At 73.2% G+C, this 24054-nt stretch carries 18 protein-coding genes and 2 rRNA genes (1 of these 20 only partly in view); 11 read left to right on the top strand and 9 right to left on the bottom strand.

Features of this window, described 5'->3' with window-relative positions:
• Both BLU95_RS24395 and rrf read left to right on the top strand, forming a co-directional pair.
• Window positions 1–1128 (top strand): 23S ribosomal RNA (locus BLU95_RS24395) (it extends 1995 nt beyond the left edge of the window).
• 86 nt (window positions 1129–1214) lie between these two features.
• A 5S ribosomal RNA gene (gene rrf / locus BLU95_RS24400) occupies window positions 1215–1331 on the top strand.
• 301 nt (window positions 1332–1632) lie between these two features.
• Here the strand turns inward: rrf and BLU95_RS24405 are convergent.
• From BLU95_RS24405 to BLU95_RS24425, 5 genes are all read right to left on the bottom strand, one after another.
• Complete coding sequence (locus BLU95_RS24405) at window positions 1633–2943, bottom strand: DUF58 domain-containing protein (RefSeq protein WP_093861884.1); 1311 nt, start codon at window positions 2941–2943, stop codon at window positions 1633–1635.
• A 112-nt stretch (window positions 2944–3055) separates the two neighbouring features.
• On the bottom strand, window positions 3056–4081 hold the full coding sequence (locus BLU95_RS24410) for an AAA family ATPase (RefSeq protein WP_093865094.1): 1026 nt from the start codon (window positions 4079–4081) through the stop codon (window positions 3056–3058).
• Window positions 4082–4107: 26 nt separating this feature from the next.
• Entirely contained in the window at window positions 4108–5373 is a 1266-nt protein-coding gene (locus tag BLU95_RS24415) for a DUF4350 domain-containing protein (protein WP_231977757.1), read from the bottom strand.
• Complete coding sequence (locus BLU95_RS24420) at window positions 5370–6041, bottom strand: DUF4129 domain-containing protein (protein ID WP_093861885.1); 672 nt, start codon at window positions 6039–6041, stop codon at window positions 5370–5372. Before BLU95_RS24420 ends, BLU95_RS24415 begins: the two co-directional genes overlap by 4 nt.
• A gap of 5 nt (window positions 6042–6046) precedes the next feature.
• The gene (locus tag BLU95_RS24425; protein ID WP_093861886.1) at window positions 6047–7246 is read right to left on the bottom strand and encodes a DUF7847 domain-containing protein; all 1200 of its coding nucleotides are present in this window, start codon (window positions 7244–7246) and stop codon (window positions 6047–6049) included.
• Between the two features lie 286 nt (window positions 7247–7532).
• On the opposite strand from BLU95_RS24425, the gene mtrA reads away from it, so the two are divergent.
• From mtrA to BLU95_RS24440, 3 genes are read left to right on the top strand one after another with little or no spacing between them, the layout of a single operon-like run.
• Complete coding sequence (gene mtrA, locus BLU95_RS24430; protein WP_030247322.1) at window positions 7533–8210, top strand: MtrAB system response regulator MtrA; 678 nt, start codon at window positions 7533–7535, stop codon at window positions 8208–8210.
• A gap of 4 nt (window positions 8211–8214) precedes the next feature.
• Window positions 8215–10353, top strand: coding sequence for an MtrAB system histidine kinase MtrB (gene mtrB, locus BLU95_RS24435; RefSeq protein WP_093861887.1), 2139 nt, complete (start codon window positions 8215–8217; stop codon window positions 10351–10353).
• A complete protein-coding gene (locus BLU95_RS24440; protein ID WP_093861888.1) occupies window positions 10328–12214 on the top strand; it encodes an LpqB family beta-propeller domain-containing protein in 1887 nt (628 codons plus the stop codon). The genes mtrB and BLU95_RS24440 overlap by 26 nt, the downstream gene beginning before the upstream one ends.
• Before the next feature lie 64 nt (window positions 12215–12278).
• Here the strand turns inward: BLU95_RS24440 and BLU95_RS24445 are convergent, their stop codons facing one another.
• The gene (locus tag BLU95_RS24445) at window positions 12279–13046 is read right to left on the bottom strand and encodes a ComF family protein (RefSeq protein ID WP_353653507.1); all 768 of its coding nucleotides are present in this window, start codon (window positions 13044–13046) and stop codon (window positions 12279–12281) included.
• A 366-nt stretch (window positions 13047–13412) separates the two neighbouring features.
• Between BLU95_RS24445 and hpf the strand changes: the two genes are divergently transcribed.
• Window positions 13413–14108 (top strand): ribosome hibernation-promoting factor, HPF/YfiA family, encoded by a 696-nt coding sequence (gene hpf / locus BLU95_RS24450; protein WP_093861889.1) that lies wholly within the window; start codon window positions 13413–13415, stop codon window positions 14106–14108.
• A 236-nt stretch (window positions 14109–14344) separates the two neighbouring features.
• Entirely contained in the window at window positions 14345–15103 is a 759-nt protein-coding gene (locus tag BLU95_RS24455; RefSeq protein WP_231977758.1) for a response regulator, read from the top strand.
• 79 nt (window positions 15104–15182) lie between these two features.
• Here the strand turns inward: BLU95_RS24455 and BLU95_RS24460 are convergent, their stop codons facing one another.
• Both BLU95_RS24460 and BLU95_RS24465 read right to left on the bottom strand, forming a co-directional pair.
• On the bottom strand, window positions 15183–16397 hold the full coding sequence (locus BLU95_RS24460) for a winged helix-turn-helix domain-containing protein (RefSeq protein ID WP_093861890.1): 1215 nt from the start codon (window positions 16395–16397) through the stop codon (window positions 15183–15185).
• Between the two features lie 119 nt (window positions 16398–16516).
• A complete protein-coding gene (locus BLU95_RS24465; RefSeq protein WP_093861891.1) occupies window positions 16517–17125 on the bottom strand; it encodes a GNAT family N-acetyltransferase in 609 nt (202 codons plus the stop codon).
• Window positions 17126–17376: 251 nt separating this feature from the next.
• Here BLU95_RS24465 and secA point away from each other — a divergent pair, with 251 nt between their 5' ends.
• Window positions 17377–20139 carry a preprotein translocase subunit SecA gene (gene secA / locus BLU95_RS24470; RefSeq protein WP_093861892.1) on the top strand — a complete coding sequence of 921 codons (2763 nt, stop codon included), beginning with the start codon at window positions 17377–17379 and terminating at the stop codon, window positions 20137–20139.
• Between the two features lie 194 nt (window positions 20140–20333).
• On the opposite strand, the gene BLU95_RS41620 is transcribed toward secA, so the two are convergent.
• On the bottom strand, window positions 20334–20822 hold the full coding sequence (locus BLU95_RS41620; protein WP_107452596.1) for an Rv3235 family protein: 489 nt from the start codon (window positions 20820–20822) through the stop codon (window positions 20334–20336).
• Between the two features lie 399 nt (window positions 20823–21221).
• On the opposite strand from BLU95_RS41620, the gene BLU95_RS24480 reads away from it, so the two are divergent.
• From BLU95_RS24480 to BLU95_RS24490, 3 genes are all read left to right on the top strand, one after another.
• Window positions 21222–22403 carry a patatin-like phospholipase family protein gene (locus BLU95_RS24480; RefSeq protein ID WP_093861894.1) on the top strand — a complete coding sequence of 394 codons (1182 nt, stop codon included), beginning with the start codon at window positions 21222–21224 and terminating at the stop codon, window positions 22401–22403.
• A gap of 174 nt (window positions 22404–22577) precedes the next feature.
• Window positions 22578–23087, top strand: a complete 510-nt coding sequence (locus tag BLU95_RS24485; protein ID WP_030394295.1) for a DUF6912 family protein — start codon at window positions 22578–22580, stop codon at window positions 23085–23087.
• A 119-nt stretch (window positions 23088–23206) separates the two neighbouring features.
• Window positions 23207–23863, top strand: a complete 657-nt coding sequence (locus tag BLU95_RS24490; protein ID WP_286158582.1) for an HAD family hydrolase — start codon at window positions 23207–23209, stop codon at window positions 23861–23863.
• The last annotated feature ends 191 nt before the right edge of the window (window positions 23864–24054 follow it).

Here is a 24054-nt window from a genome sequence, read left to right on the forward strand (position 1 = left end):
TAAAAACACAGGTCCGTGCGAAGCCGTAAGGCGATGTATACGGACTGACGCCTGCCCGGTGCTGGAACGTTAAGGGGACCGGTTAGCTCTGATTCGTCGGGGCGAAGCTGAGAACTTAAGCGCCAGTAAACGGCGGTGGTAACTATAACCATCCTAAGGTAGCGAAATTCCTTGTCGGGTAAGTTCCGACCTGCACGAATGGCGTAACGACTTCTCGACTGTCTCAACCATAGGCCCGGTGAAATTGCATTACGAGTAAAGATGCTCGTTTCGCGCAGCAGGACGGAAAGACCCCGGGACCTTTACTATAGCTTGATATTGGTGTTCGGTTCGGCTTGTGTAGGATAGGTGGGAGACTTTGAAGCCGTGACGCCAGTCATGGTGGAGTCGTCGTTGAAATACCACTCTGGTCGTGCTGGATGTCTAACCTGGGTCCGTGATCCGGATCAGGGACAGTGTCTGGTGGGTAGTTTAACTGGGGCGGTTGCCTCCTAAAGAGTAACGGAGGCGCCCAAAGGTTCCCTCAGCCTGGTTGGCAATCAGGTGTTGAGTGTAAGTGCACAAGGGAGCTTGACTGTGAGACTGACGGGTCGAGCAGGGACGAAAGTCGGGACTAGTGATCCGGCGGTGGCTTGTGGAAGCGCCGTCGCTCAACGGATAAAAGGTACCCCGGGGATAACAGGCTGATCTTCCCCAAGAGTCCATATCGACGGGATGGTTTGGCACCTCGATGTCGGCTCGTCGCATCCTGGGGCTGGAGTAGGTCCCAAGGGTTGGGCTGTTCGCCCATTAAAGCGGTACGCGAGCTGGGTTTAGAACGTCGTGAGACAGTTCGGTCCCTATCCGCTGTGCGCGTAGGAGTGTTGAGAAGGGCTGTCCCTAGTACGAGAGGACCGGGACGGACGAACCTCTGGTGTGCCAGTTGTCCTGCCAAGGGCATGGCTGGTTGGCTACGTTCGGGAGGGATAACCGCTGAAAGCATCTAAGCGGGAAGCCTGCTTCGAGATGAGCACTCCCACCTCCTTGAGAGGGTAAGGCTCCCAGTAGACGACTGGGTTGATAGGCCGGATATGGAAGCCCTGTGAGGGGTGGAGTTGACCGGTACTAATAGGCCGAGGGCTTGTCCTCAGTTGCTCGCGTCCACTGTGTTGTTCTGAAACAACGACCCCCGGTTCCTGGCCAGGAACCGGGTGCGGTCGACAGTTTCATAGTGTTTCGGTGGTCATAGCGTGAGGGAAACGCCCGGTTACATTCCGAACCCGGAAGCTAAGCCTCACAGCGCCGATGGTACTGCAGGGGGGACCCTGTGGGAGAGTAGGACGCCGCCGAACAATCATTGTGAAGAACCCCCGTCGGGAAACCGGCGGGGGTTCTTTGCGTTCCGCGTGTATTCCCCTCGTGGTATTTCCCTGAGCGGGCACGGGAACGCTGCCCGATTCGGCGGCGGAGCACGCGGAGTACGTTGAGAAGATCCTGGGAAGCGCCGGGAAAGGCTCCTGGAGACACGCTGGGCCGGACCCCTGGTTGGGGTTCACCACCCCGTCGAAAGGCGCTCAAAAGCCCCGCCACCGGTTCGGTGGCCGGGCTTCTTTGTGCTCCCGGGCGGGTTCGGAAAGCTTCGGAAGGCTTCTGTCAGAGGCGGCCGGCGGCCTTGAGGGCGAGGTAGGTGTCGGCCAGGGCCGGGGCGATCGAGGCGGGCGGGGCGTCGAGGACGGTGATGCCGGCGCGGGTGAGGCGGTCGGCGGTGAGACGGCGGTCCGCACGGGTCTGCTCGGCGGCCGCGGCGCCGTACACGGCTTCGACGGTGCCGCGGCCGGCGGCGAGCTCGTCGAGGTGGGGGTCGGACACGGAGGCGAGGACGACCTCGTGGCGCTTGGTGAGGAGCGGCAGGAGCGGGAGCAGGCCGTCCTCGGCGGAGGCCGCGTCCAGGCCGGTGAGCAGCACGATCAGCGAGCGCTGCGGTGCCATCTTCAGGGCGGTGGCGACCAGCGAGCGCATGTCGGTCTCGTAGAGGGCGGGCTCCAGGACGGCCATCGCGTTGGTGAAGGCCGGGAGGATCTCGCCCGGGGAACGGCCGGCCACCGCGGTCCGCTTGCGCAGGTCGTGGGCGAGCAGGTCGACCCGGTCGCCGGCCTTGGTGGCGAGGGCGGTGAGGAGCAGTGCGGCGTCGAGCGAGGCGTCGAGCCGGGGTGCGTCGCCGACCCGGCCGGCGGAGGTGCGGCCGGTGTCCAGGACGACCAGGATGTGCCGGTCCCGCTCGGGCCGCCAGGTGCGGACGGCGACCGTGTGGCGGCGGGCGCTGGCCCGCCAGTCGATGGAGCGGATGTCGTCGCCGGGCAGGTACTCGCGCAGCGAGTCGAACTCGGTGCCCTGGCCGCGGGTCAGGACCGAGGTCCGGCCGTCGAGTTCGCGCAGCCGGGCGAGCCGGGAGGGCAGGTGCTTGCGGCTGGCGAACGGGGGCAGGGCGCGGACCGTCCAGGGGACGAGGTGCGAGCCCTGACGCCCGGCCAGGCCGAGCGGGCCCAGCGAGCGGACGGTCACCTTGTGGGCGTGGTGGTCCCCGCGCCTGGTCGGGGTGAGGACGGTGGTGACGCGGCGGCGTTCGTGGCCGGGGACGGTGAGGGTGTGCCGGGAGGCGGCGAACCCGGTGCCGGGCCGCCAGGCCGACGGGGCCCAGGCGTCGCGGATCCGGGCCCGCAGGGGGCGTCCGGTCGGATTGGTGACGGTCAGTTCGACCGCGGCGGGTTCGCCGAGTCGGACCGTGGTGTCGCCGCCCCGGTCGATCCGCAGGCCGCGGACGGGGGCGGCGAGCACCAGGTCGAGGACGACCGCGAGCAGGACCGCGCCGGTGACGGCGCCGACACCCGCCCAGGACGGCAGCAGCAGGCCCGTGACGAGGGCGCCGAGCGCGGCGAGCAGGGCGGTTCGCCCGGTGATGGCCATGCGGTGCGTTCCTTCGTCGGGGCCGACGGTGAGGCGGCGAAACGTGGGGCGGTGGTACCCGGGGCGGTGATCTCCGGTGCTGCGGTGCCCGGTGCGGTGCCCGGTGCGGGGATCAGCGCGGGGCCGGGGTCTGGGCGAGGACGGCCTGGATCACGGAGTCCGCGGTGACGCCCTCCATCTCCGCCTCGGCCCGCAGGGCGACGCGGTGCCGCAGGGTGGGCAGGGCGAGCGCCTTGACGTCGTCGGGGGTGACGTAGTCGCGGCCGGCCAGCCAGGCCCAGGCGCGGGAGGCGCCGAGCAGCGCGGTGGCGCCGCGCGGGGAGACGCCGATGGAGAGTGAGGGCGACTGCCGGGTGGCCCGGCACAGGTCGACGATGTAGGCGAGCACCTCGGGGGCCACGGTCAGCCCGGCGATCTGCTCGCGGGCGGCGGCGATGTGCTCGGGGCCGGCGACCGGGCGCACACCGGCCGCGGCGAGGTCGCGCGGGTCGAAGCCGGCGGCGTGCCGGGCGAGGACCTGGAACTCCTGGTCGCGGTCGGGCAGCGGGAGGACCAGCTTGAGCAGGAAGCGGTCGAGCTGGGCCTCGGGCAGCGGGTAGGTGCCCTCGTACTCGACCGGGTTCTGGGTCGCGGCGACCAGGAACGGCACCGGTAGCGCGCGGGGCTCGCCGTCGACGGTGACCTGCCGCTCCTCCATGGCCTCCAGCAGGGCGGCCTGGGTCTTCGGCGGGGTGCGGTTGATCTCGTCGGCGAGCAGCAGGTTGGTGAAGACCGGGCCGGGCTGGAAGGAGAACTCGGCGGTGCGGGCGTCGTAGACCAGCGAGCCGGTGACGTCACCGGGCATCAGGTCGGGGGTGAACTGGATGCGCTTGGTCCCCAGGCTGAGCGCGGTGGAGAGGGTGCGGATCAGCAGGGTCTTGGCCACACCGGGGACGCCTTCGAGCAGCACGTGGCCGCCGCAGAGCAGGGCGACGACGAGGCCGGTGACGGCGGCGTCCTGACCGACGACGGCCTTGGCGATCTCGGCGCGCAGGGCGGTGAGCGCCTCGCGCGGGTCGCCGAGGCGCGGGTCGCTGGCGGGAGCGGCGCTGCCGGGGACGGTGGTGCCGGTGGTGGCGGGCGCCGGGCCGGGGGTGATGCGGAGCTGGGTGGTGGCCTTCTCGGTCACGGCTTCCGTACCTGCCTTTCGAGGGTGTCGAGGTCGTCGGCGAGCCGCAGCAGTGCGGCGTCGTCGGTCGGGGGAGGGCCGTACAGCAGGGCCGCGGCGTCCCCGGCGGGCCGTTCGGGGAGGCGGTCCGCGACGGCCGCGCAGAGGGCGGTGGGGTCGGGCGCGCCGGCCACGGGCGGGACGCCCAGGGCCGGCGCGATGCGCAGCGCGGTGGCGCGGCGCAGGGCGTCGGCGGCCCGGCCGCGGGCCTTGGCCCGGCGGTAGAGGCGGGCGCGGCCCTCGGTGGTCTCGGAGGCGCGGACCACGACCGGCAGCCTCTCGCTGACCACCGGGCCGAGTCGCCGGGCGCGCCAGAGCGCGGCGAGCAGGACGGCGATGCCGAGCTGGTAGCCGGCCCAGGTCCAGCCCTCGGGGATGTAGTCCTGGAAGCTCTTGCGCCCGCCCTCGGCGACCGGGGCGGTGTAGTCGGGCAGGTGCCAGGTGATGTGCGGCCGGGAACCGAGCAGGCCGAGTCCCAGGGCGGCGTTGCCGTCCTTCCCGAGCAGGTCGTTGGTGAGGAACTCGCCGCTGCCGAGGACCACGACGTCGGTGTTCCGGCCGGTGGTGACGGCGACCAGCGGGTATCCGTGGCCGCGCGGGTAGCAGCCTTCGCCGCGGCTGCCGGCGGTGTAGAGCAGGCCGCCGAGATGGGCGCTGCCGGCCCGGACGGCTTCCGGGAGGGAGCAGCCGGAGTCGGTGCTGCGGACACCGGCGTACGGGATGCCGCCGTTCTCGTCGGAGGTGCGGACGCCGGGGACGAGGGCGCTGAGGGCGGCGGGTCCGGGGGAGACCAGGACCACCCGGCTGTACCCGGCGGCGGCGACGGCGGTCAGCTGCTCGGGGGTGAGCAGGTCGGGTTCGGGCAGGACGAGGGTGTCGGTGCCGGTGGGCCGCACGGCCGGGTCGGCGGTCAGGGCGACCTGGAGGCCCTCGCGCTCCAGCAGGGCGATCACGGCGTGGCTGCCGGTGGGCTCGTAGGAGCGGGGGTCGAGCGGCGGGTACCGGCGCTCCTGGTCGACGGCCGCGAGCAGGACCGCGGCGAGCAGTACCAGGGCGGCGGTGAGCAGGTACCAGCGGGCGCGCCGCCACAGTCCGCGGCCGGTCGGTGCGGTGCTGGTGGGTGCGGTGCCGATCGGTGCGGTGCCGGTGCCGATCGGTGCGGTGCCGGTGGGGATCGGGGCGGCGGCCGGGTCGGTCGGGGGAGCGGGGGCGGCGCTGGTCATGCGGCTCCTCCGGCGGCCGGGGCGAGGACCGGGCGGGCGCGTTCGAGGGCCCGGTCGAGGGCGCGCAGCGACTGGTAGGCGCCCTGGTCGGCGGCGCGCTCGCCGTACGCGATGTCGTCGAAGGCGCGGGCGGCCGCGGCGAGCTCGGCCGCGTGGCCGGGCAGGGCGCGACCGGCCTCGGCGGCGGCCTCGTCGGCGGTGCGGCCGGGGCGGGCGTCGAGCAGGGTGCGTTCCTCGAGGCCGCGGACCAGGGCGCGCATCTGCTCGCGGACGGCCTCGGTCCAGCGGCCGGCGGCGGCGTGCCGTTCGGCGTCGGTCCGGTGCTCGGCGGCGCTGCGCGGGCCGGTGCGGCCGAAGACCCCGGAGTGGGTGCGGGCGGCCCGCTTCGGAGCGCCGAGGCGCCACCAGAGGGCGGCGCCGATCACCGCGGCGACCAGCAGGAACAGGACCAGGCCGGTGGCGCCGCTGGTGCCGTCGCCGGTGAGCGCGCCCAGCGCCTCGTCGATCCGGGCCGAGATCCAGTCGAGGACCCGTTCCCGCAGGCTCGGGTCGTGGCGGTGGTAGTCGGCGTTGATCAGTTCGTCGCGGGCCGCGTCCTTGGCGGCGTCGCGCGGTGTCGTGACCGGGGCGCCACCCGCGAGCACGACGGTCTCCCCCCGGACCGGCATCGGGCTCAGAGCCTTGCGGGGGCGGGGCCGGCCTGGTCGCCCCAGCCGGTGCCGCCGTGCTCGGGCAGGCCGGCGGCGCGGGCGAGCTCGATGTCGAGGGCCTCGCGGCGGATCCGCTGGTCGACGTAGAGCAGCACGCCGATGGTGGCGGTGAAGGGGAGGGTGACGGTGGAGGAGAGGACGCCGCCGATCGCCATGGCGACCAGCATGGCGGCGGGCATGCTGCCGCTCTGCCCGGCGTCGACCTGGCCGACGAAGTCGTCGAAGCCGATCACCATTCCGGCGATCGTGAACGGGGTGCTGATCACACCGCCGACGACCGCGGCGATGATCTGGCTCAGCACGGTGATGCCGCAGATCCGCCACCAGGAGCGGTTGACCAGCCGGCGGGAGCGGGAGAGGGCGGTGATGACGCCCTGCTTCTCCAGCATGAGGGCGGGGGCGGCCAGGCTGAGCTGGATGCCGATCCAGACGGCGACCGGGAGGCTGAGCAGGCCCACGACGACGAGCAGGCCGACGATCGCGGGTTCCTCGGCCCCGGCGACCAGGTAGCCGATCAGCGGGGCGAAGCCCAGCAGGACGATGCCGCCGGCGATGAGACCGGTGAGCAGGGTGAGGCCGAGGAGCTGGAGCAGCCGGGGCCTGGCGTCGCGCCAGGCGTCGCCGATCGACACGGCCTGCCCGAGGATGGCGCGGCTGACCACCATGGTCAGCAGGGCCGAGGCGACCACGCCGAGCAGCATCGACAGCGGCAGGCTGATCAGGGCGGTCAGCACCGGGGTGAGGTCGCCGGTGTCCCCCTGGACGGCGAGCTGGGCGCCGAGCGAGGCGCCCTGCTGGACGACCGCGACGCCGAGGGCGAGGCCGAGGGTGACCCGCCAGTGCTTGCGGACGGTGGAGACCGCGCCGTCGAGGATCTCGCCGAGGCCGAGCGGGCGCAGCGGGATCACGCCGGGCTTGGGGCTCTGCGGTACGCCCCAGCCGTAGCCGCCGTGGCCGGGCTGCGGGCCCCAGCCGGGCGGGGGTCCGCCGTGGCCGGGCCGCGTGCCCCAGGCGGGCTGCTGCCCGGAGTAGGGCGGCGGCGGGGTGTCCTGGGGCGGTGCCGACTGGCCGGGCACGGCGGCGGGTGCGTCGGCGCTGGGCCGGGCACCGTCGCGGGGCGGCTCGGACGAGCCGGGCGAGGCCCAGCCCGGAGTGTCGGTCATCACTGCTCCTCGGAGGGCTTCGGGGGCGCGGCACCGGGTGGATCTTCACCCGCGCGCAGCGCCCATCGTGCCATGGTGCCCGGACGCGCCCCAGGGGGAGCCGGTTGCTGAACGGCAACGGCCGGGCGGCGGACGTTTCGTCGGCATCGGCGGTGGCCCGGGGGGCTGGAGGGGGCAGGAGATTGGCCCGGTTTGGCTTGAATTCGCCCGGATCGCCAGTTGGCCGTTCTGGAGCAATGGGACTGCTGTGCGGCAGGTCACAATCCGGTAATGAGAAGATGGACGCATGAAGGGACGCGTCCTCGTCGTTGATGACGACTCCGCACTGGCCGAGATGCTCGGCATTGTGCTGCGTGGTGAGGGTTTTGAGCCGTTTTTCGTCGCGGATGGGGACAGGGCGCTAGCCGCGTTCCGGGAGACCAAGCCGGACCTGGTCCTGCTCGACCTGATGCTGCCCGGCCGGGACGGCATCGACGTCTGCCGGCAGATCCGGGCGGAGTCCGGCATTCCGATCGTCATGCTGACCGCCAAGACCGACACGGTGGACGTCGTGGTCGGCCTGGAGTCGGGTGCCGACGACTACGTGACCAAGCCGTTCAAGCCCAAGGAACTGGTGGCCCGGGTGCGGGCCCGGCTCCGCAGGGCCGAGGAGCCGACTCCGGAGCAGCTGACCATCGGCGATCTGGTGATCGACGTGGCCGGTCACTCGGTGAAGCGCGACGGCCGGGGCATCCCGCTGACCCCGCTGGAGTTCGACCTGCTGGTCGCGCTGGCCCGCAAGCCGTGGCAGGTGTTCACCCGCGAGGTGCTGCTGGAGCAGGTCTGGGGCTACCGGCACGCGGCGGACACCCGGCTGGTCAACGTCCATGTGCAGCGGCTGCGCTCCAAGATCGAGAAGGACCCGGAGCGTCCCGAGATCGTGGTGACCGTCCGCGGCGTCGGCTACAAGGCCGGGCCCAGCTGACGTGATGTACCGGGCCGACGAGACCCCGGCGGGTACCGCGACCGACGGGGGTGGCGGCGCCGTGCGCGGGGACGTACTGAGTTCGACCGTGCGCAGCCGCCGCCGACGGGGGCCGGTCGCCCTGCTCGCGCTGGTGAACCGACAGCTGCGGCGCCCCCTGCACCGGGTGGCGGCGCTGTACCGGCGGTCGATCCAGCTGCGGGTGGTGGCGGCCACGCTGCTGCTGTCGGTCGTGGTGGTGATGGTGCTGGGCGTCGTCGTGGTGGCGCAGGTGCGCACCGGGCTGCTGGAGACCAAGCGGTCGGCGGCCCGGGACCAGGCGCTCGCGGGATTCCAGACCGAGCTCAAGAAGATCGACGACGCGAACGACCTGCGGCTGCGGACCCCGACCACCGATCCCGCCACCGAGGGGCTGGGCACCTGGCTGCTCCAGCAGGTCGGTGACCTGGCGGCGAGCGGGCAGAACGTCTACTCGGTGATCGCGATGCTGCCCGGCACCGGCCAGACCGTCCAGCCGGAGAAGGCCGGCCTCGGCCCGCGCTACTCCGCGGACATCCTGCCCAGCAGCATCCCCGACAGCCTCAAGGCCAGGGTCGCGCAGGAGCCCGGCCAGAGCTTCAGCCAGCCCACCCGGATCCAGCGCTCGCCGGAGAGCCGTGTGGGCACCGAGCCGGGACTGGTCTTCGGGCAGCAGTTCACCGGGCCCGGCAACGGCAGCTACCAGCTGTACTACGTCTTCTCCTTCGGCCAGGAGACCAAGACCCTGGGGCTGGTCACCGGCACGCTGGCGACCGCCGGGGTGTTCGTGGTGATCATGATGGGCGGCATCGCCTGGCTGGTGGTGCGCCAGGTGGTCACACCGGTCCGGATGGCTGCCGGGATCTCCGAGCGGCTGGCCGCCGGGCACCTGGAAGAGCGGATGAAGGTCACCGGCACCGACGACATCGCCCGTCTCGGCGAGTCGTTCAACCGGATGGCCAACGCGCTGCAGGCGCAGATCCGGCAGCTGGAGGAACTCTCCCGGGTGCAGCGGCGCTTCGTCTCGGACGTGTCGCACGAGCTGCGCACGCCGCTGACCACCGTCCGGATGGCCGCCGACCTGATCTACGACAGCCGCGAGGACCTCGACCCGATGGCGGCCCGCTCCGCCGAGCTGCTCCAGGGCCAGCTCGACCGGTTCGAGTCGCTGCTCGCCGACCTGTTGGAGATCAGCCGCTTCGACGCGGGCGCGGCCGTCCTGGACGCCGAGCCGGTCGACCTGCGCGAGATCGTCGGCCGGGTGGTCGAGGCCGCCGATCCGCTGGCGCAGGCCAAGGGCAGCGCCGTGGTGATCCGCGGCGACGGCGAGCCGGTGCTGGCGGAGGTCGACTCCCGGCGGATCGAGCGCATCCTGCGCAACCTGGTGGTCAACGCGCTGGAGCACGGCGAGGGCCGGGACGTCGTGGTCCGGCTGGGCTCGCGGGACGGCGCGGTCGCGATCGGTGTCCGGGACTACGGCATCGGTCTCAAGCCGGGCGAGGCGTCCCGGGTGTTCCACCGGTTCTGGCGGGCCGACCCGTCCCGGGTGCGGACCACCGGCGGCACCGGCCTCGGCCTGTCGATCGCGGTCGAGGACGCGCATCTGCACGGCGGCTGGCTGCAGGCCTGGGGGGAACCGGGCGGCGGCTCGCACTTCCGGCTCACCATGCCGCGCACCCGCGGCGGGGAGATCAGCCGGGCGCCGTTCCGGCTGGAGCCGGAGGACTCCCGCAACAACCGGGGCCTGGGCACCTACGGGGCGCCGTACCGGCGGGCCGCGCGCCCGGCCGGGGCGACCGCCCTCACCGCGACCGACGAGCAGGCCGTCCCGGAGACGCCGGACACCTCCGGCAACGGGTTCGGCAGCGGCCTCGGCGGTGTGCTGAGCATCGGCCCCGGTCTCGGCCGCAGGCCCGCCGAGGGCCCGCGCGCGGATCCGTCGGACGTGCTGCCGGTCGGCGCGGGGTACGGTGCGACCGGGGCCCAGGTCATGGTGGACCCGACGCCCGGTCGGCCGTCGGTGGCGCAGCGGACCGCGGGGCCGGACGAGGACGCAGGGGCGGACGGCACGGGTGGAACGGACACGGAGGGGTCGCGGCGTGCGAAGGACCAGCACCAGGACTGAGCTGCGGCTGGCCGGGACGGCGGGCGCGCTGGTCGGTGCCCTGCTGGCCGCCGGCTGCGCGGCGATGCCGGATTCCGGGGGCGTCACCAAGATCGAGCTGTCCAAGAACTCGGCGGAGAAGAACCTCCAGGTCAGGATCTTCCCGGTGGAGCCGGCCAAGGGGGCCGGGCCGCAGGACCTGCTGGCCGGGTTCCTCGACGCCCTGACCGCCGACGACAGCTACACGACGGCGCGCAAGTACCTGACGCCGGACGCCCGGACCAGCTGGAACCCCGAGGCGGGCATCAAGGTGCTCGCCGCCAACCCGGGCCACATCAACGTCGGCGTGACCGACAACGACACCGAGGTGTCGATCCCGGTCCGCGGGCAGCTGGTCTCCCAGGTGGACGACCGGCACTCGTACGGCGAGTCGCCGCGCCCGATCGAGTTCAACTTCTCCTTCGTGCGGGAGAAGGCGGGCGAGTGGCGGATCGACAAGCTGCCGGACGGGCTGATCCTCAACGAGGTCAACTTCCGCAACAGCTACCGCCAGGTCGACCGGTTCTACTACGCCGCGCCCGACCCGTCCGCGCCCACCGCGGCCTCGGTGACCAACCAGGACGTGCTGATCGCCGACCCGATCTACCTGCGGCGCCGAATAGACCCGCTGGGTTCGGCGGTCCGCGCGCTGGTCTCGGGGCCGTCGACCTGGCTGACGCCGGTCGCCCGTTCGGCCTTCCCGGCAGGGCTCGGGCCCGGCGCGGTCGACTCGGTGACCCTGGACGACAACCGCACCGGACACGTGACGCTCGTCGGGGTCGACCTCGGCAGTGCCACCGCCTGCCGGCGGATGGCCACCCAGCTCCTCTACACCCTCGCCGACCAGGGCACCGGACAGGTCGAACGGCTCGAGCTCAAGGCCAAGCACGGCGGTCCGGTCTGTCAGGCGAGCCGTGCCGACGAGCCCGCGACCGGGCCCGGCTCGCTGGCCGGGCAGATGTCCCCCCGGCAGTTCTACCAGCGGGCCGACGACGGCGTGCTGCACGAGACGCGCGGGGACGCGGTCGGTGAGCCCGTGCACGGGCCGCTGGGGCGGGTGCAGCCGAGCGGGCGGCCGCTGGGCGCGGTCGCGGTGGCCCGCGACGGCGAGCGTGCCGCGGCGATCAGCGCCGACGGCCACCAGCTCTTCACGGTGCCGTTCCTGGACTCGCTGTCGGCCATGCCGCAGCCGGTGCTCACCACCCCGAGCCGTCCGGGCTCGAAGGGTGACGACGGGCTGACCTCGCCGACCTGGGACGGGCGCGGCGACCTGTACGTGGTGGACCGCGACCCGGCCGGGCCGCGGGTGCTGATGGTGCGGGACAAGCAGGCCGTCCCGGTCGCGGTGGACGACCTGCTCGGGCGCTCGGTGCAGGGCGTCAAGGTGTCCTCGGACGGCGTGCGGGTCGCCCTGCTGCTGAAGGAGGGCAAGGACAGCAAGGACCAGCGGCTCTGGCTGGGGCTGCTCGTCCACGGCGGGACCAAGGACGCCCCGACCGCGAGGATCACCGGGCTGCGGCTGGCCAACCCGGCGTTCCAGGAGGTGCTGGCGGTGTCCTGGGCGGAGGCCGACCAGCTGCTGGTGCTGGGCAAGGAGAAGGACAAGGCCCAGCAGTTGCAGTACATCAGCACCGACGGGTCGCAGAACCGGGACGCGAGGCTGCTGAGCGGCGGGGAGATGGTCGCCGCCGCCGCGTCGGAGTCGCGGGGGACCAACGGGGTGCCGGTGCCGCCCGTGCTGGCGCTGGAGAAGGAAACCGGCAAGCCCTACCGGCTGGTCAACAACCAGTGGCGGGAGCTGGTGCTGCCGTACAAGGCCTCCGCGTTCGTCTACCCGGGCTGAGGCCGGGCGCTCGGCGCGGGCCGGGGCCTCGGGTGTCCGTCAGCGGCAGGCCCTCGGGTGTACGTCACCGGCCGGGGGTGTCCGGGCGGTGCCGGTGGTGGTGCGGGACGGCGGCCGCGACCGTGGCGGCCGCGGCGGGCGGCAGGCCGGCGGCGGACAGTGCCCGGGCCGCCTCGACGAGGCTGGCGCCGGTGGTCACCAGGTCGTCGACCAGGACCGGCCGGTACCCGGCGGGGCCGGGGCGGCCGGACCGGCGCAGGCGGCCGGGCGGTCGGACGGTGAGCGCGTCGCGCAGGTTGTGATGACGCTCGGCGGCCGAGAGGCCGGCCTGGTCGGCGACCGGCCGGGCGTGGCGCAGCAGCGGCACGGCGCGGGCCTCCAGCCCCTCCCGGCGCAGGGCCCCGGCGGCGGCGCGGGCCAGCCGCAGGGTGGGGTCGTGCCCCCGGGCGCGGACCGCCGCCCGGGCGGAGGGGACCGGGACCAGCAGCAGGGGCGCCGGCCCCGGGCAGGGGCCGAGTGCGGAGCGCACCGCCCGGGCGAGCGCGTCGCCGAGCGGTCCGGCCAGCCCCAGCGCGCCGCGCTCCTTGTGGGCGAGCAGCAGCCGTCGGACCGGGCCGTCGTACGGCGCGGCCGCGTACGCCCGGGGGAGGGCCGCGACGGGCGCCGGAGGGGTGGTGGCGAGTAGGTCGCGGCAATCCGGGCACAAGTGGCCGAGGTCGGCCCCGCAGCCCGTGCAGGGGGCCGGGAGCAGCGCGTCGAGGAGGCCGGTCAGAGTGTGGGCGAAGGGACCCTGGTGGGACTGCCGACGGGGTGCTGCGGAGGTCCGGGGCACGGCCGCTCCTCGCGGGTGGGGCACGGAGAGTGAGCAAAGAATGCGCCGTACGGGGGGTGTTGTCCAGGTATTTACCTGTGTTTCACTCGCGAGAGGGTAGACAGGGGTGCAGCAGCTTGACCGCCGGCCCATCACTCCGTCATACCCGAAGTCTCCGCCGGAGAGGCGAAAACCCCGTGTGAGGTGTTCGATGAGGCTCCAGGGGGTTTCAACCGTCCCTGGTGGGGAGGAAGTGCAGTGAGGGCCAGTCGTTCCCACCGTTGCCGGTGGGGCGGAGGGCCGGCGGATGTATCGGCTGGTCCGGCTGGTCTCAGTCCGGTCCGGTAGCACCCGGGCCGGCGACAGAACGAGGGATCGGAGTTCTGCGTGGACATCGTCGTCAAGGGCCGCAAGACCGAGGTGCCGAAGAGGTTCCGGGATCACGTGGCCGAGAAGCTGGAGAAGGTCCAGAAGTTCGACACCAAGGCGATCAGCCTCGATGTCGAGGTGTCCAAGGAACACAACCCGCGGCAGGCCGACCGGTCCGACCGCGTGGAGATCACCCTCCGTACCCGTGGCCCGGTGATCCGGGCCGAGGCCGCCGCCGCTGACCCCTACGCGGCGCTCGATCTGGCCTCGGCGAAGCTCGACGCCCAACTGCGCAAGTCCGCGGACCGGCGTCGGGTCCACAAGGGCGGCAGCGGCAGCCGCACCCCGATCAGCGTCGCCGAGGCGACCGCGGCCCTGGCCGCGCTGCCCGAGGCGAAGCCGTCGGAGAGCGGCACCAACGGGGCCGTCCGCAAGACCATGATGGGATCCCTGGAAGTGGAGGGCGAAGGCCCGCTGGTGGTCCGGGAGAAGACCCACCCGGCCGCCCCGATGGCGCTCGACCAGGCGCTCTACGAGATGGAGCTGGTCGGCCACGACTTCTACCTCTTCGTGGAGAAGGACAGTGGCCTGCCGAGCGTCGTGTACCGCCGGCACGGTTACCACTACGGCGTGATCCACCTGAAGGCCGACGGTTCGTCGGTCGAGGGCGGCGGCGCCGGCGGTGCGATCGGTGCGGGCGACGACGAGGACTGACCGTCCGGACAGCAGGAGAGGGGTGACCCCGGTGGCGACCGCCGCCGGGGTCACCGGCGTTCCGGGGCCGGGACGCCGCACCCCGGGGCAGGTGCGGGGCGTTCCGGGGCCGGTCCGCGGACAGCGGTCACCGGACAGGTCACCCGATGCGGGGCAATCGGCACCGGAGGGTGACCGCGAGGGCCCCCGGCCGTGGAATGATTGGCCGACGACGACCGGCGACGGGGGAGGAGCGGATGGGGGATCACTTCGGGCTGGGGCCCGCGACAGTGCCGGTCGTGGGGGTGTCGTCCGGCCCCGGGGCCGAGTCCGACTACGCGCCGCGCCGGGGGGAGCCGATCCGCGTCCTGGTGGTGGACGACCACGCGCTGTTCCGCCGCGGCCTGGAGATCGTGCTGGCCGAGGAGGAGGACATCACCGTCGTCGGCGAGGCCGGGGACGGTGCGGAGGCGGTGCTCAAGGCGGCCGACCTGCTGCCCGACATCATCCTCATGGACGTCAGGATGCCGCGCCGCAGCGGGATCGAGGCCTGCACCGCGATCAAGGACGTCGCACCCAGCACCAAGATCATCATGCTGACGATAAGCGACGAGGAGGCCGACCTCTACGAGGCGATCAAGGCGGGGGCCACCGGCTACCTGCTCAAGGAGATCTCCACCGACGAGGTCGCCACCGCGATCCGCGCGGTCGCCGACGGGCAGTCCCAGATCAGCCCGTCGATGGCGTCCAAGCTGCTCACCGAGTTCAAGTCGATGATCCAGCGCCGCTCCGACGAAAGGGAGTTGGTGCCCGCGCCGCGGCTGACGGACCGGGAGCTGGAGGTGCTGAAGCTGGTGGCCACCGGGATGAACAACCGGGAGATCGCCAAGGAGTTGTTCATCAGCGAGAACACCGTGAAGAACCATGTGCGCAACATCCTGGAGAAGCTGCAGCTGCACTCCCGGATGGAGGCCGTGGTGTACGCGATGCGGGAGAAGATCCTCGAAATAGGGTGACCGCGGGGCCCGGTGGGCCCCGGCCGCCGTGGCGGCCGGGGTGCCCGGGGGAGTCGGGGTGCCCGGCGGGGCACCCCGGTCAGGCCAACAGCCGCTCCAGTGCCGGGCGCAGCGAGTCGTCCTGCAGCGCCTCGACCCGGACGGTGTCGCAGCCCACCCAGCCGGCCGCCTCGCGCAGCGCGTCGGCCAGCGCCTCCAGGTGGCGGGGGGAGTCCAGCGAGACCTGACGTGCCACCAGGGTCCGGCCCTCGCGGGCCGGGTCCACCCGGCCGACCAGCCGGCCGCCGGTCAGCACCGGCATCGCGAAGTAGCCGTGCACCCGCTTGTGCTTGGGGGTGTACGCCTCGAGGCGGTGGAGCATGCCGAAGATCCGCTCGGTGCGCGGGCGTTCCCAGATCAGTGAGTCGAACGGCGACAGCAGGGTGGTGCGGTGGCGGCCGCGCGGCGTGGTGGCGAGTGCCTCCGGGTCGGCCCAGGCCGCGCCGGGGGTGCCGTCCGGGCCCCAGCCGGCCACCGTGACCGGGACGAGTCCGGAGTCCGGCAGCACCGCGTCCACCTGGTCGGCGCGCAGCCGGTGGTAGTCGGCGATGTCGGCGCGGGTGCCGACGCCGAGGGCCGCACCGGACTGGGCGACCAGGGTGCGCAGGCACTCGGCGTCGTCCGGTTCGGCGGCGAACAGCTCGGCCGGGACGGCCTGTTCGGCCAGCGCGTAGACGCGCTTCCAGCTCCTGCGCTCGGTGCAGACCACATCGCCGAAGGCCAGGGCCCGCTCCACCGCGATCTTGGTGTCCGACCAGTCCCACCACTCGGCGGTCTTCTTGGCGCCGCCCAGCTCGGTGGAGGTGAGCGGGCCCTCGGCGCGCAGCCGGTCCAGCACCGAGCGGTAGGTCGCCGCCTCGCTCTGCTTGCCCCAGACGTTGTCCTTCGCGCGGTAGCGGCGACGGCGGAAGGCGAACAGCGGCCACTCCTCCATCGGCAGGATGCACGCCGCGTGCGACCAGTACTCGAAGGTCGCGCCGGCACCCCAGTACGCCGCCTCGACCGCCGGGCGGCCGACCGCGCCGAGCCTTGCGTACGGCACGAGTTCGTGCGAGCGGGCCAGCACCGAGATGGTGTCGAGCTGGACGGAGCCGAGCCGGCGCAGCACCCCGGGCACCCCGCCGCGGCGGTCGGGCGCGCCGAGCAGGCCCTGGGCGCGCAGGGCGATCCGGCGGGCGTCGTCGGCGCCGAGCGCGGTCACCGGGGCGGGGAGGGAGGACGGGGCCGGGGCCGGGCCGGGGGTCGAGGCGGTCATGCCGGCGAGCCTAGAGGTGGGCACCGACAATCCGCCCGCCCGGAGCACCGGGGATCCGGGCGGGCGGCGGTTCGGCAGGGGACGGAGTCCGGCCGGGGCGTGGCGGCGGCGGGGCCCGATCAGTCGGCGAGGTCGCCGGGCAGCAGGGAGGCGATCCACGAGTCGTGGAACTGTCCGCGCTGCTGGGCGTACGCGCGCAGGGTGCCCTCGAACCGGAAACCGACCTTCGCGGCGACCGCGCGGGAGCCCTCGTTGCCGACGTAGGCGATCCACTCCAGCCGGCGCAGGCCGAGCTCGGCCAGCCCGTAGCGGGCGACCGCGGTGGCCGCCTCCGCGGTGTAGCCGCGGCCGCGGAACTCCTTGGTCGCCCACCAGCCGATCTCGGCGACGCCGGGCCGCCCGGCGGGGAGGGTCAGCCCCTGGGTGCCGACCAGTGCGCCGGACTCGCGCTCGATCACGCACCAGATCGGGTTCTCGCCGGTCCGCCACCCGTTGCGGGCCAGGTCGGACACGAAGTACTCGGCGTCGCCGCGCAGGTACGGAACGGGGACGACCGTCCAGCGCTGGATCTCCGGGTCCTGGCAGGCGGCTTCGATCGCGTCGATGTCGGACTCGTGCGGAGCCCGCAGGACGAGGCGCTCGGTGGTGAGGACGACCGGTTCGCGGCCGGGCCCGGCGGCGGGCGGGCCGGGCTGCTCCCCGGGGCGGGGTTCGGGGCTTTCTTCCATGGGCGGATTATTTCGTCCAGAGATGAATCCGAGCATCCGATTAACGGTCCCGGGCGCCCAACTCTCCGGACGGCCGCCCGGTTTGCCCCGGTGGGGAATGCTATCGGGGCATGTGCTCGCAGGGGTGACACGGGAATACCGTGCTGACGCACCTCCCGAGGCATTGGGCTCCTCGCATACGATGGCCCGTGCGGTGGGGTGGATCCGCCGTGCAGTCGTCCAGTGCCAATACAGGCAAGGAGCCCGCTCACGTGTCCGTCTTCGACAAGATCCTGCGCGCCGGCGAAGGCAAGATCCTTCGCAAGCTGCAGCGGATTGCCGCCCAGGTCAACTCCATCGAAGAGGACTTCGTCAACCTCACCGACGCCGAGCTTCGCGCCCTGACGGACGAGTACAGGCAGCGGCTCGCCGACGGCGAGTCGCTGGACGACATCCTCCCCGAGGCCTTCGCCACCGTCCGCGAGGCCGCCAAGCGCGTGCTCGGCCAGCGGCACTACGACGTCCAGATCATGGGCGGCGCCGCGCTGCACCACGGCTACGTCGCCGAGATGCGCACCGGTGAGGGCAAGACCCTCGTCGGCACCCTGCCCGCGTACCTGAACGCGCTGACCGGCAAGGGCGTGCACCTCATCACGGTCAACGACTACCTCGCCGAGCGCGACTCGGAGTGGATGGGCCGGGTGCACCGCTTCCTCGGCCTCGAGGTCGGCGTGATCCTCGGCAACATGACGCCCGCCGAGCGCAAGCGCCAGTACGCGATGGACATCACGTACGGCACCAACAACGAGTTCGGCTTCGACTACCTGCGCGACAACATGGCCTGGTCGAAGGACGAGCTCGTCCAGCGCGGCCACAACTTCGCGGTGGTCGACGAGGTCGACTCGATCCTCATCGACGAGGCCCGGACCCCGCTGATCATCTCCGGCCCGGCCGACCAGGCGACCAAGTGGTACGCCGACTTCGCCAAGCTGGTGCTGCGCCTGAAGATCGACCGCGACTACGAGGTCGACGAGAAGAAGCGCACCGTGGGCATTCTCGAGGAGGGCGTCACCCGGGTCGAGGACTACCTCGGCATCGACAACCTCTACGAGTCGGTGAACACCCCGCTCGTCGGCTTCCTGAACAACGCCATCAAGGCCAAGGAGCTGTACAAGAACGACAAGGACTACGTCGTCATGAACGGCGAAGTCATGATCGTCGACGAGCACACCGGTCGTATCCTCGCCGGCCGCCGCTACAACGAGGGCATGCACCAGGCGATCGAGGCGAAGGAAGGGGTGGAGGTCCAGAACGAGAACCAGACCCTGGCCACCATCACCCTCCAGAACTTCTTCCGCCTGTACGACAAGCTGGCCGGTATGACCGGTACCGGTACCACCGAGGCCGCCGAGTTCCACCAGATCTACAAGCTCGGTGTGGTGCCGATCCCCACCAACAAGAACCCGCTGCGCATCGACCAGCCCGACCTCATCTACAAGTCGGAGCCGGCCAAGTTCGCGGCCGTGGTCGAGGACATCGCAGAGAAGCACGAGAAGGGCCAGCCGGTGCTGGTCGGCACCGTGTCGGTCGAGAAGTCCGAGTACCTGTCGCAGGAGCTGCGCAAGCGCGGCATCCCGCACGAGGTGCTGAACGCCAAGCACCACGAGCGCGAGGCGCAGATCGTCGCCCAGGCGGGCCGCAAGGGCGCCGTCACCGTCGCCACCAACATGGCCGGCCGAGGCACCGACATCATGCTCGGCGGCAACGCCGACCACCTCGCGGCGGCCGAGCTGGCGCAGCGCGGGCTCACCCCGGAGGACAGCCCGGAGGAGTACGAGGCCGCGTTCCCGGCCGCGCTGGAGAAGGCCAAGGCGGCCGTGAAGACGGAGCAGGACGAGGTCAAGGAGGCCGGCGGCCTCTACGTCCTCGGCACCGAGCGGCACGAGTCCCGCCGGATCGACAACCAGCTGCGCGGCCGCTCCGGCCGTCAGGGCGACCCGGGCGAGTCCCGCTTCTACCTGTCGCTCGGCGACGACCTGATGCGTCTGTTCAAGGCCGGCATGGTCGAGCGCGTGCTCTCGATGGCCAACGTGCCCGAGGACGTGCCGATCGAGTCGAAGATGGTCACCCGGGCCATCGCCTCCGCGCAGACCCAGGTCGAGCAGCAGAACTTCGAGATCCGCAAGAACGTCCTCAAGTACGACGAGGTGCTGAACCGCCAGCGCGAGGTCATCTACGGCGAGCGCCGCCGCGTCCTGGAGGGCGAGGACCTGCAGGAGCAGGTCGGCCACTTCATGGACGACACCGTCGAGGCGTACGTCAACGCCGCCACCGGCGAGGGCTTCGAGGACGACTGGGACCTCGAGAAGCTCTGGACCGCGCTCAAGCAGCTCTACCCGGTCACCCTGGACCTGGCCGAGCTGGAGGAGGAGGCCGGCGGCGCCGCGGGCCTCACCCCGGAGTTCCTCACCAAGGCCATCCAGGAGGACGTCCAGGGCCAGTACGGCGCCCGTGAGGACCAGCTCGGCGAGGAGATCATGCGCGAGCTGGAGCGCCGGGTCGTCCTCTCGGTGCTGGACCGCCGCTGGCGCGAGCACCTCTACGAGATGGACTACCTCCAGGAGGGCATCGGTCTGCGGGCCATGGCGCAGCGCGACCCGCTGGTCGAGTACCAGCGCGAGGGCTTCGACATGTTCACCGCGATGATGGAGGGCATCAAGGAGGAGTCCGTCGGCTACCTGTTCAACCTGGAGGTCCAGGTCGAGCAGCAGGTCGAGGAGGTCCCGGTCGAGGACGCCCAGGTGATGCTCGACAAGCTGGAGAAGGACGCCCCCCGTCCGGAGATCAAGGCCAAGGGCCTGGAGGCCCCGAAGCCGCAGCGGCTGCACTACACGGCCCCCTCGGAGGAGGTCGGCGGCGGTGTGGTCGAGGGCGAGTTCGACGACCTCGGTGCCGAGGACGAGGGCGACGGTCTGACCCGCGCCGAGCGCCGCAAGGCCGCCAAGTCGGCCAAGGGCCGCCGCCGCAAGAGCTGAGGCGGGGCCGACCGGTCCGGTCGGCCGCCGCGCCGGGCGCCATTCCCGTACGGGGGTGGCGCCCGGCGTCGTTCCCGGGGCCGGCGGGGGCGGGGGCACCGCGGTGGCGTCCGCCCACCGGGCGTGCGCGGCCGGGTGCGCTGCCGCGTGCGCGTACGGATGGGGCTGCGGCGGCGGGTACGCTCCGGGGCGGCTCATCGGGCCTCCACGGCGGTGCACTGCCACTGGCCGGAGGGTCCGCGCGGCTCCAGCCGGAACGCCACCATGTGGTGCCGGCCGCCGAGGTCGACCCGGACACAGGCCTCGACCGCGCCCGGCGCCGGTGAACGGTCGTGCACCGGGCCGAGCCGCGGCCGCTCGCCGCCCCGCGTCCCGCGCAGGGTGCCCGCCCGGACCAGGGCCGACAGCTGGCCGTAGCAGTCCAGGGTGGTGTGGCGCAGCAGCTGCCCGGACGGCCGGGAGCCGGTCAGCACCTCCACCAGCCGGTGTGCGAACCGAGCGCTCAGGCCGCTCCGCGGGTCGTGGCCCGGCGGGTCGGCGCAGGCTGCCCTGGGGTGCCGGGGGCGCCGAGGCTCGGCGGGTGCCCGGTGGTCCCGGGCGGTGCCGTGCGGGCGGTACGGGCGCGCCGACAGGACGGCGGGCGGGGCGGGCGGGGGAGCGGTGCGGTTCGGACACGAGGTCATGGGCCTTCCTCGGGGCGGCGGGCGGGTCGGGGCCCGGGCTGCTGCTGCGGGCCGGGGTGCTGCGGTGCGGTGGGGGTGGTGCGGGTGCGGACGGGTTCCTTGTTAGCGGCCGTCCGCAGCGGGCGGCAACGGCTTTGCGCGGGGTGCTCCCGCCTCCGGAAAATTCACCTATCCGGGTGAGTCGGCCCCTGCGGGAACGGGTTCGGGCCGAGTCGGTCGGCACCGGGTTGACGCACCGGGAAGGGCGGGAAAGCCCGAAAGAGGACGGTCGGTTTCGCCGGGACGGGCGTTGCGGCCCGGGCCGGTCGGCGCGCAGGATCGGAGACCGGAGCCGGGGCGGGCCGTCCGTCGCGCGCCCGCTCCGGAGCAGTACCGCCCCGACGAGGACAGGCGGCCGGCATGACGACATGGGTATCCGGGTCACGGCCGACGGCACCGCGGGCCGCCGGCGCTCCCCGGCGCGGTCTGGTGCTGGGCGGCGGGGGCATGCTCGGCGCGGCCTGGACGGTCGGCGCGCTCTGCGCGGTGGAGGAGGCCACCGGCCGCCGGGCCGGTGACGCGGAGGTGGTGCTCGGCACCTCGGCCGGGGCGATCCTGGGCGCGCTGCTGGCCGCCGGGGTCGGCGCCGAGCAGCTCCGGGACCACCAGCGGGGACTGCCGATCACGTCCGGGCCGCTGGCCGGGGTCGACTTCGACTACGACACGGCGGTCGGTGGCGCGCTGCCGCCGCGGCCCCGGGCGGGCATCGGCTCGCCGGGGCTGCTGCGGGACGCCGTGCGGCACCCGCGCGAGTACCCGCTGCTCACCCTGGTCTCGGCGATGGCCCCGCACGGCCGGGGTTCGCTGGAACCGGTGGGCGCGCTGGTCGGCGGTCTGTTCGGCGGCACCGGGGCGGCCGGGGGCACGGGAACGACGGCGACGACAGGGGCGACGGCGTCGACGCGGACGGCGGGAACGACGGCGACGACAGGGGCGGACGGGCCCGCGCCGCCCGGGTTCGCCGGGCGGGCCCCGGCGCTGCGGGTCGTCGCGGTGGACTACCGCAGCGGCCACCGGGTGGTCTTCGGCGACCCGGACGCCCCGCCCGCCGGCGTCGGCGAGGCGGTGATGGCCTCCTGCGCGATCCCGGGCTGGTTCGCCCCCGTCCGGGTGGGCGGCGCGGACTACGTGGACGGCGGCTGCTGGTCGGCCACCAACGCCGACCTGCTGCTCGACCGGGGCCTCGACGAGGTGTACGTCCTGGCGCCGATGGCGCTGTGGGGCGACCCGCCGGGCCGTGCGCAACCGGGGCACGCGGAGTCCGTCCCGGGCGCGTCCGTATTCGCGCGCGCCCGGCGCGGGCTGGACCTCCCGCGCGGGGTGCTCGCCCAGGTGGTCGGCCGCTACCGCAGGGCGGTGACCCGGCAGCTGCAACGCGAGGCCGGGCTGCTGCGGGCGGGCGGCGTCCGGGTTCACCTGCTCGCGCCCGCCCCCGCGGACCTCGCCGTGATGGGGCCGAACATGATGGATCCGTCCCGTCGGGGCCCGGTCCTGGAGAGCGCGCTGACCACCTGCCGCCGGGCCCTGGAGGCCGCCCGCTGACCCGGGACGGCCGGCGGGACGGGCCCCGGAACGGCGGGGCGGCGGGCCCGCGGGGGCGCGCGCGGGCCCGCCGGGACGGCCGACGGGTGCACGGGTGATCGCGGAGCCGCGTCCGGAGCTTATTCTTGGGGACGCTGGAAGCTGTGCCGCTGGACGAACCGGAGAGTGCCACCGATGCGCGTGTACGTGCCCACCACCCTGACCGGCCTGGCGGCGGCGCACTCGGGCGGCGCGCTGGAGCAGTCCGCGGCGTACGCCGTGACGCCCGCGCTGCGCGAGTGGTACGTCAGCGACGACCTGGAGGAGCTGGAGTACGCGGCGCTCAACCGGGCCGCCCAGTCCTCGCTCCGGCTGCTGGCCGCCGAGCCGGACGCCCCGCGCCGCCGGGTCGTGATCGCGCTCGACGTCGCCGACTCGGCCGTGACGCCGTTCCCCGGCGACGAGTACCAGGACCAGGCCTCGCTGGGCCGGGTGGTGCTGGCCGGGCCGCTGAAGCTGGCCAAGGCGGCCGCCGTGCACGCCGATGTCGCGGACCGCGACGTGGTGGCCGACGTGGCGGCGGCGGTCGGGGCGGTGGCGGCCGCGGACGCGGGCGACCAGGACGCCCAGTTCACCGTGGACGGCGCCGAGGACCACGACCTGCTGTGGTTCGCCACCCAGGAGATCGCCGGCCTGCTGGCCTGAGACCGCGCCGGGTCGTGTGCCCGGGCCCGCCCCGGGCACACCGTGCCCCGGTGTCCGGCCCCCGGGCACCGTGAGCCCCGTCCTACCGGTCCGGCCGGGCGCGGCGCTACCGTTCAGACGTGCGCACTCATATCGTCTGGGACTGGAACGGAACGCTCTTCCACGACATGGAAGCGGTGCTCGGAGCGAGCAACGCCGCTTTCGCGACCATCGGTGTCGGGCCGATGACGCTGCAGGAGTACCGCGAGCAGTACGAGATCCCGATCCCCCGGTTCTACCAGCGGCTGCTCGGCCGGCTGCCCTCCGAGGCCGAGTGGCTGCGTCTGGACGACGCGTTCCACGACCGCTACCGCCAGCTGAGCGTCGCCTGCGGCCTCACCGACGGCGCCCGCGAGCTGCTGGACGACTGGCGTGCGGCCGGGCGGAGCCAGTCGCTGCTGTCCATGTACGAGCACGACCGGCTGCTGCCGGTCGTCGAGGGCTTCGGTCTGACCGGCCAGTTCCTGCGGGTGGACGGGCGCAGCGGCCCGGCCGGCGGGCAGAAGGCCGAGTACCTGGTCCGGCACCTGGCGGCGCTCGGCACGCAGGTGGACCCGGCCCGCACCGTACTGATCGGGGACGCGGCGGACGACGCGCTGGCCGCGCTGGAGGCGGGCGCGCATGCCGTGCTCTACACCGGCGGCTCGCACACCAGGGAGAAGCTGGAGCCGGTCGGCGTGCCGGTGGTGGACAGCCTGGCGGAGGCGGTGGAGCTGGCGGGCCGGATCGCCGGCTGAGGCGCTCCCCGGCCCCGGACCGGCGTCTCCCGGCCCCGGACCGGCGGCGGCCCCGCGGCGGACAGGGCCCGGACCGGCACCGCACCGGCACCGGCCCGCCGTTCGACGGTGGAGTGGCGCGCGCCACTCCACCGTTGGCGTGTCCGGGCGGGCGCGGCGCCCCCGGGCTGGTCAGGCTGGACGGGTGCCGG

The organism is Streptomyces sp. TLI_053 (assembly GCF_900105395.1).
Lineage (GTDB): Bacteria > Actinomycetota > Actinomycetes > Streptomycetales > Streptomycetaceae > Kitasatospora.

Bases quoted from the DNA above. Each gene is read 5' to 3' on its own strand.
- BLU95_RS24405 (WP_093861884.1), bottom strand. From the start codon at position 2,943: ATGGCCATCACCGGGCGAACCGCCCTGCTCGCCGCGCTCGGCGCCCTC.
- BLU95_RS24415 (WP_231977757.1), bottom strand. From the start codon at position 5,373: ATGACCAGCGCCGCCCCCGCTCCCCCGACCGACCCGGCCGCCGCCCCG.
- BLU95_RS24420 (WP_093861885.1), bottom strand. From the start codon at position 6,041: ATGCCGGTCCGGGGGGAGACCGTCGTGCTCGCGGGTGGCGCCCCGGTC.
- BLU95_RS24425 (WP_093861886.1), bottom strand. From the start codon at position 7,246: ATGACCGACACTCCGGGCTGGGCCTCGCCCGGCTCGTCCGAGCCGCCC.
- mtrA (WP_030247322.1), top strand. From the start codon at position 7,533: ATGAAGGGACGCGTCCTCGTCGTTGATGACGACTCCGCACTGGCCGAG.
- mtrB (WP_093861887.1), top strand. From the start codon at position 8,215: ATGTACCGGGCCGACGAGACCCCGGCGGGTACCGCGACCGACGGGGGT.
- BLU95_RS24455 (WP_231977758.1), top strand. From the start codon at position 14,345: ATGGGGGATCACTTCGGGCTGGGGCCCGCGACAGTGCCGGTCGTGGGG.
- BLU95_RS24460 (WP_093861890.1), bottom strand. From the start codon at position 16,397: ATGACCGCCTCGACCCCCGGCCCGGCCCCGGCCCCGTCCTCCCTCCCC.
- BLU95_RS24465 (WP_093861891.1), bottom strand. From the start codon at position 17,125: ATGGAAGAAAGCCCCGAACCCCGCCCCGGGGAGCAGCCCGGCCCGCCC.
- BLU95_RS41620 (WP_107452596.1), bottom strand. From the start codon at position 20,822: ATGACCTCGTGTCCGAACCGCACCGCTCCCCCGCCCGCCCCGCCCGCC.
- BLU95_RS24480 (WP_093861894.1), top strand. From the start codon at position 21,222: ATGACGACATGGGTATCCGGGTCACGGCCGACGGCACCGCGGGCCGCC.
- BLU95_RS24485 (WP_030394295.1), top strand. From the start codon at position 22,578: ATGCGCGTGTACGTGCCCACCACCCTGACCGGCCTGGCGGCGGCGCAC.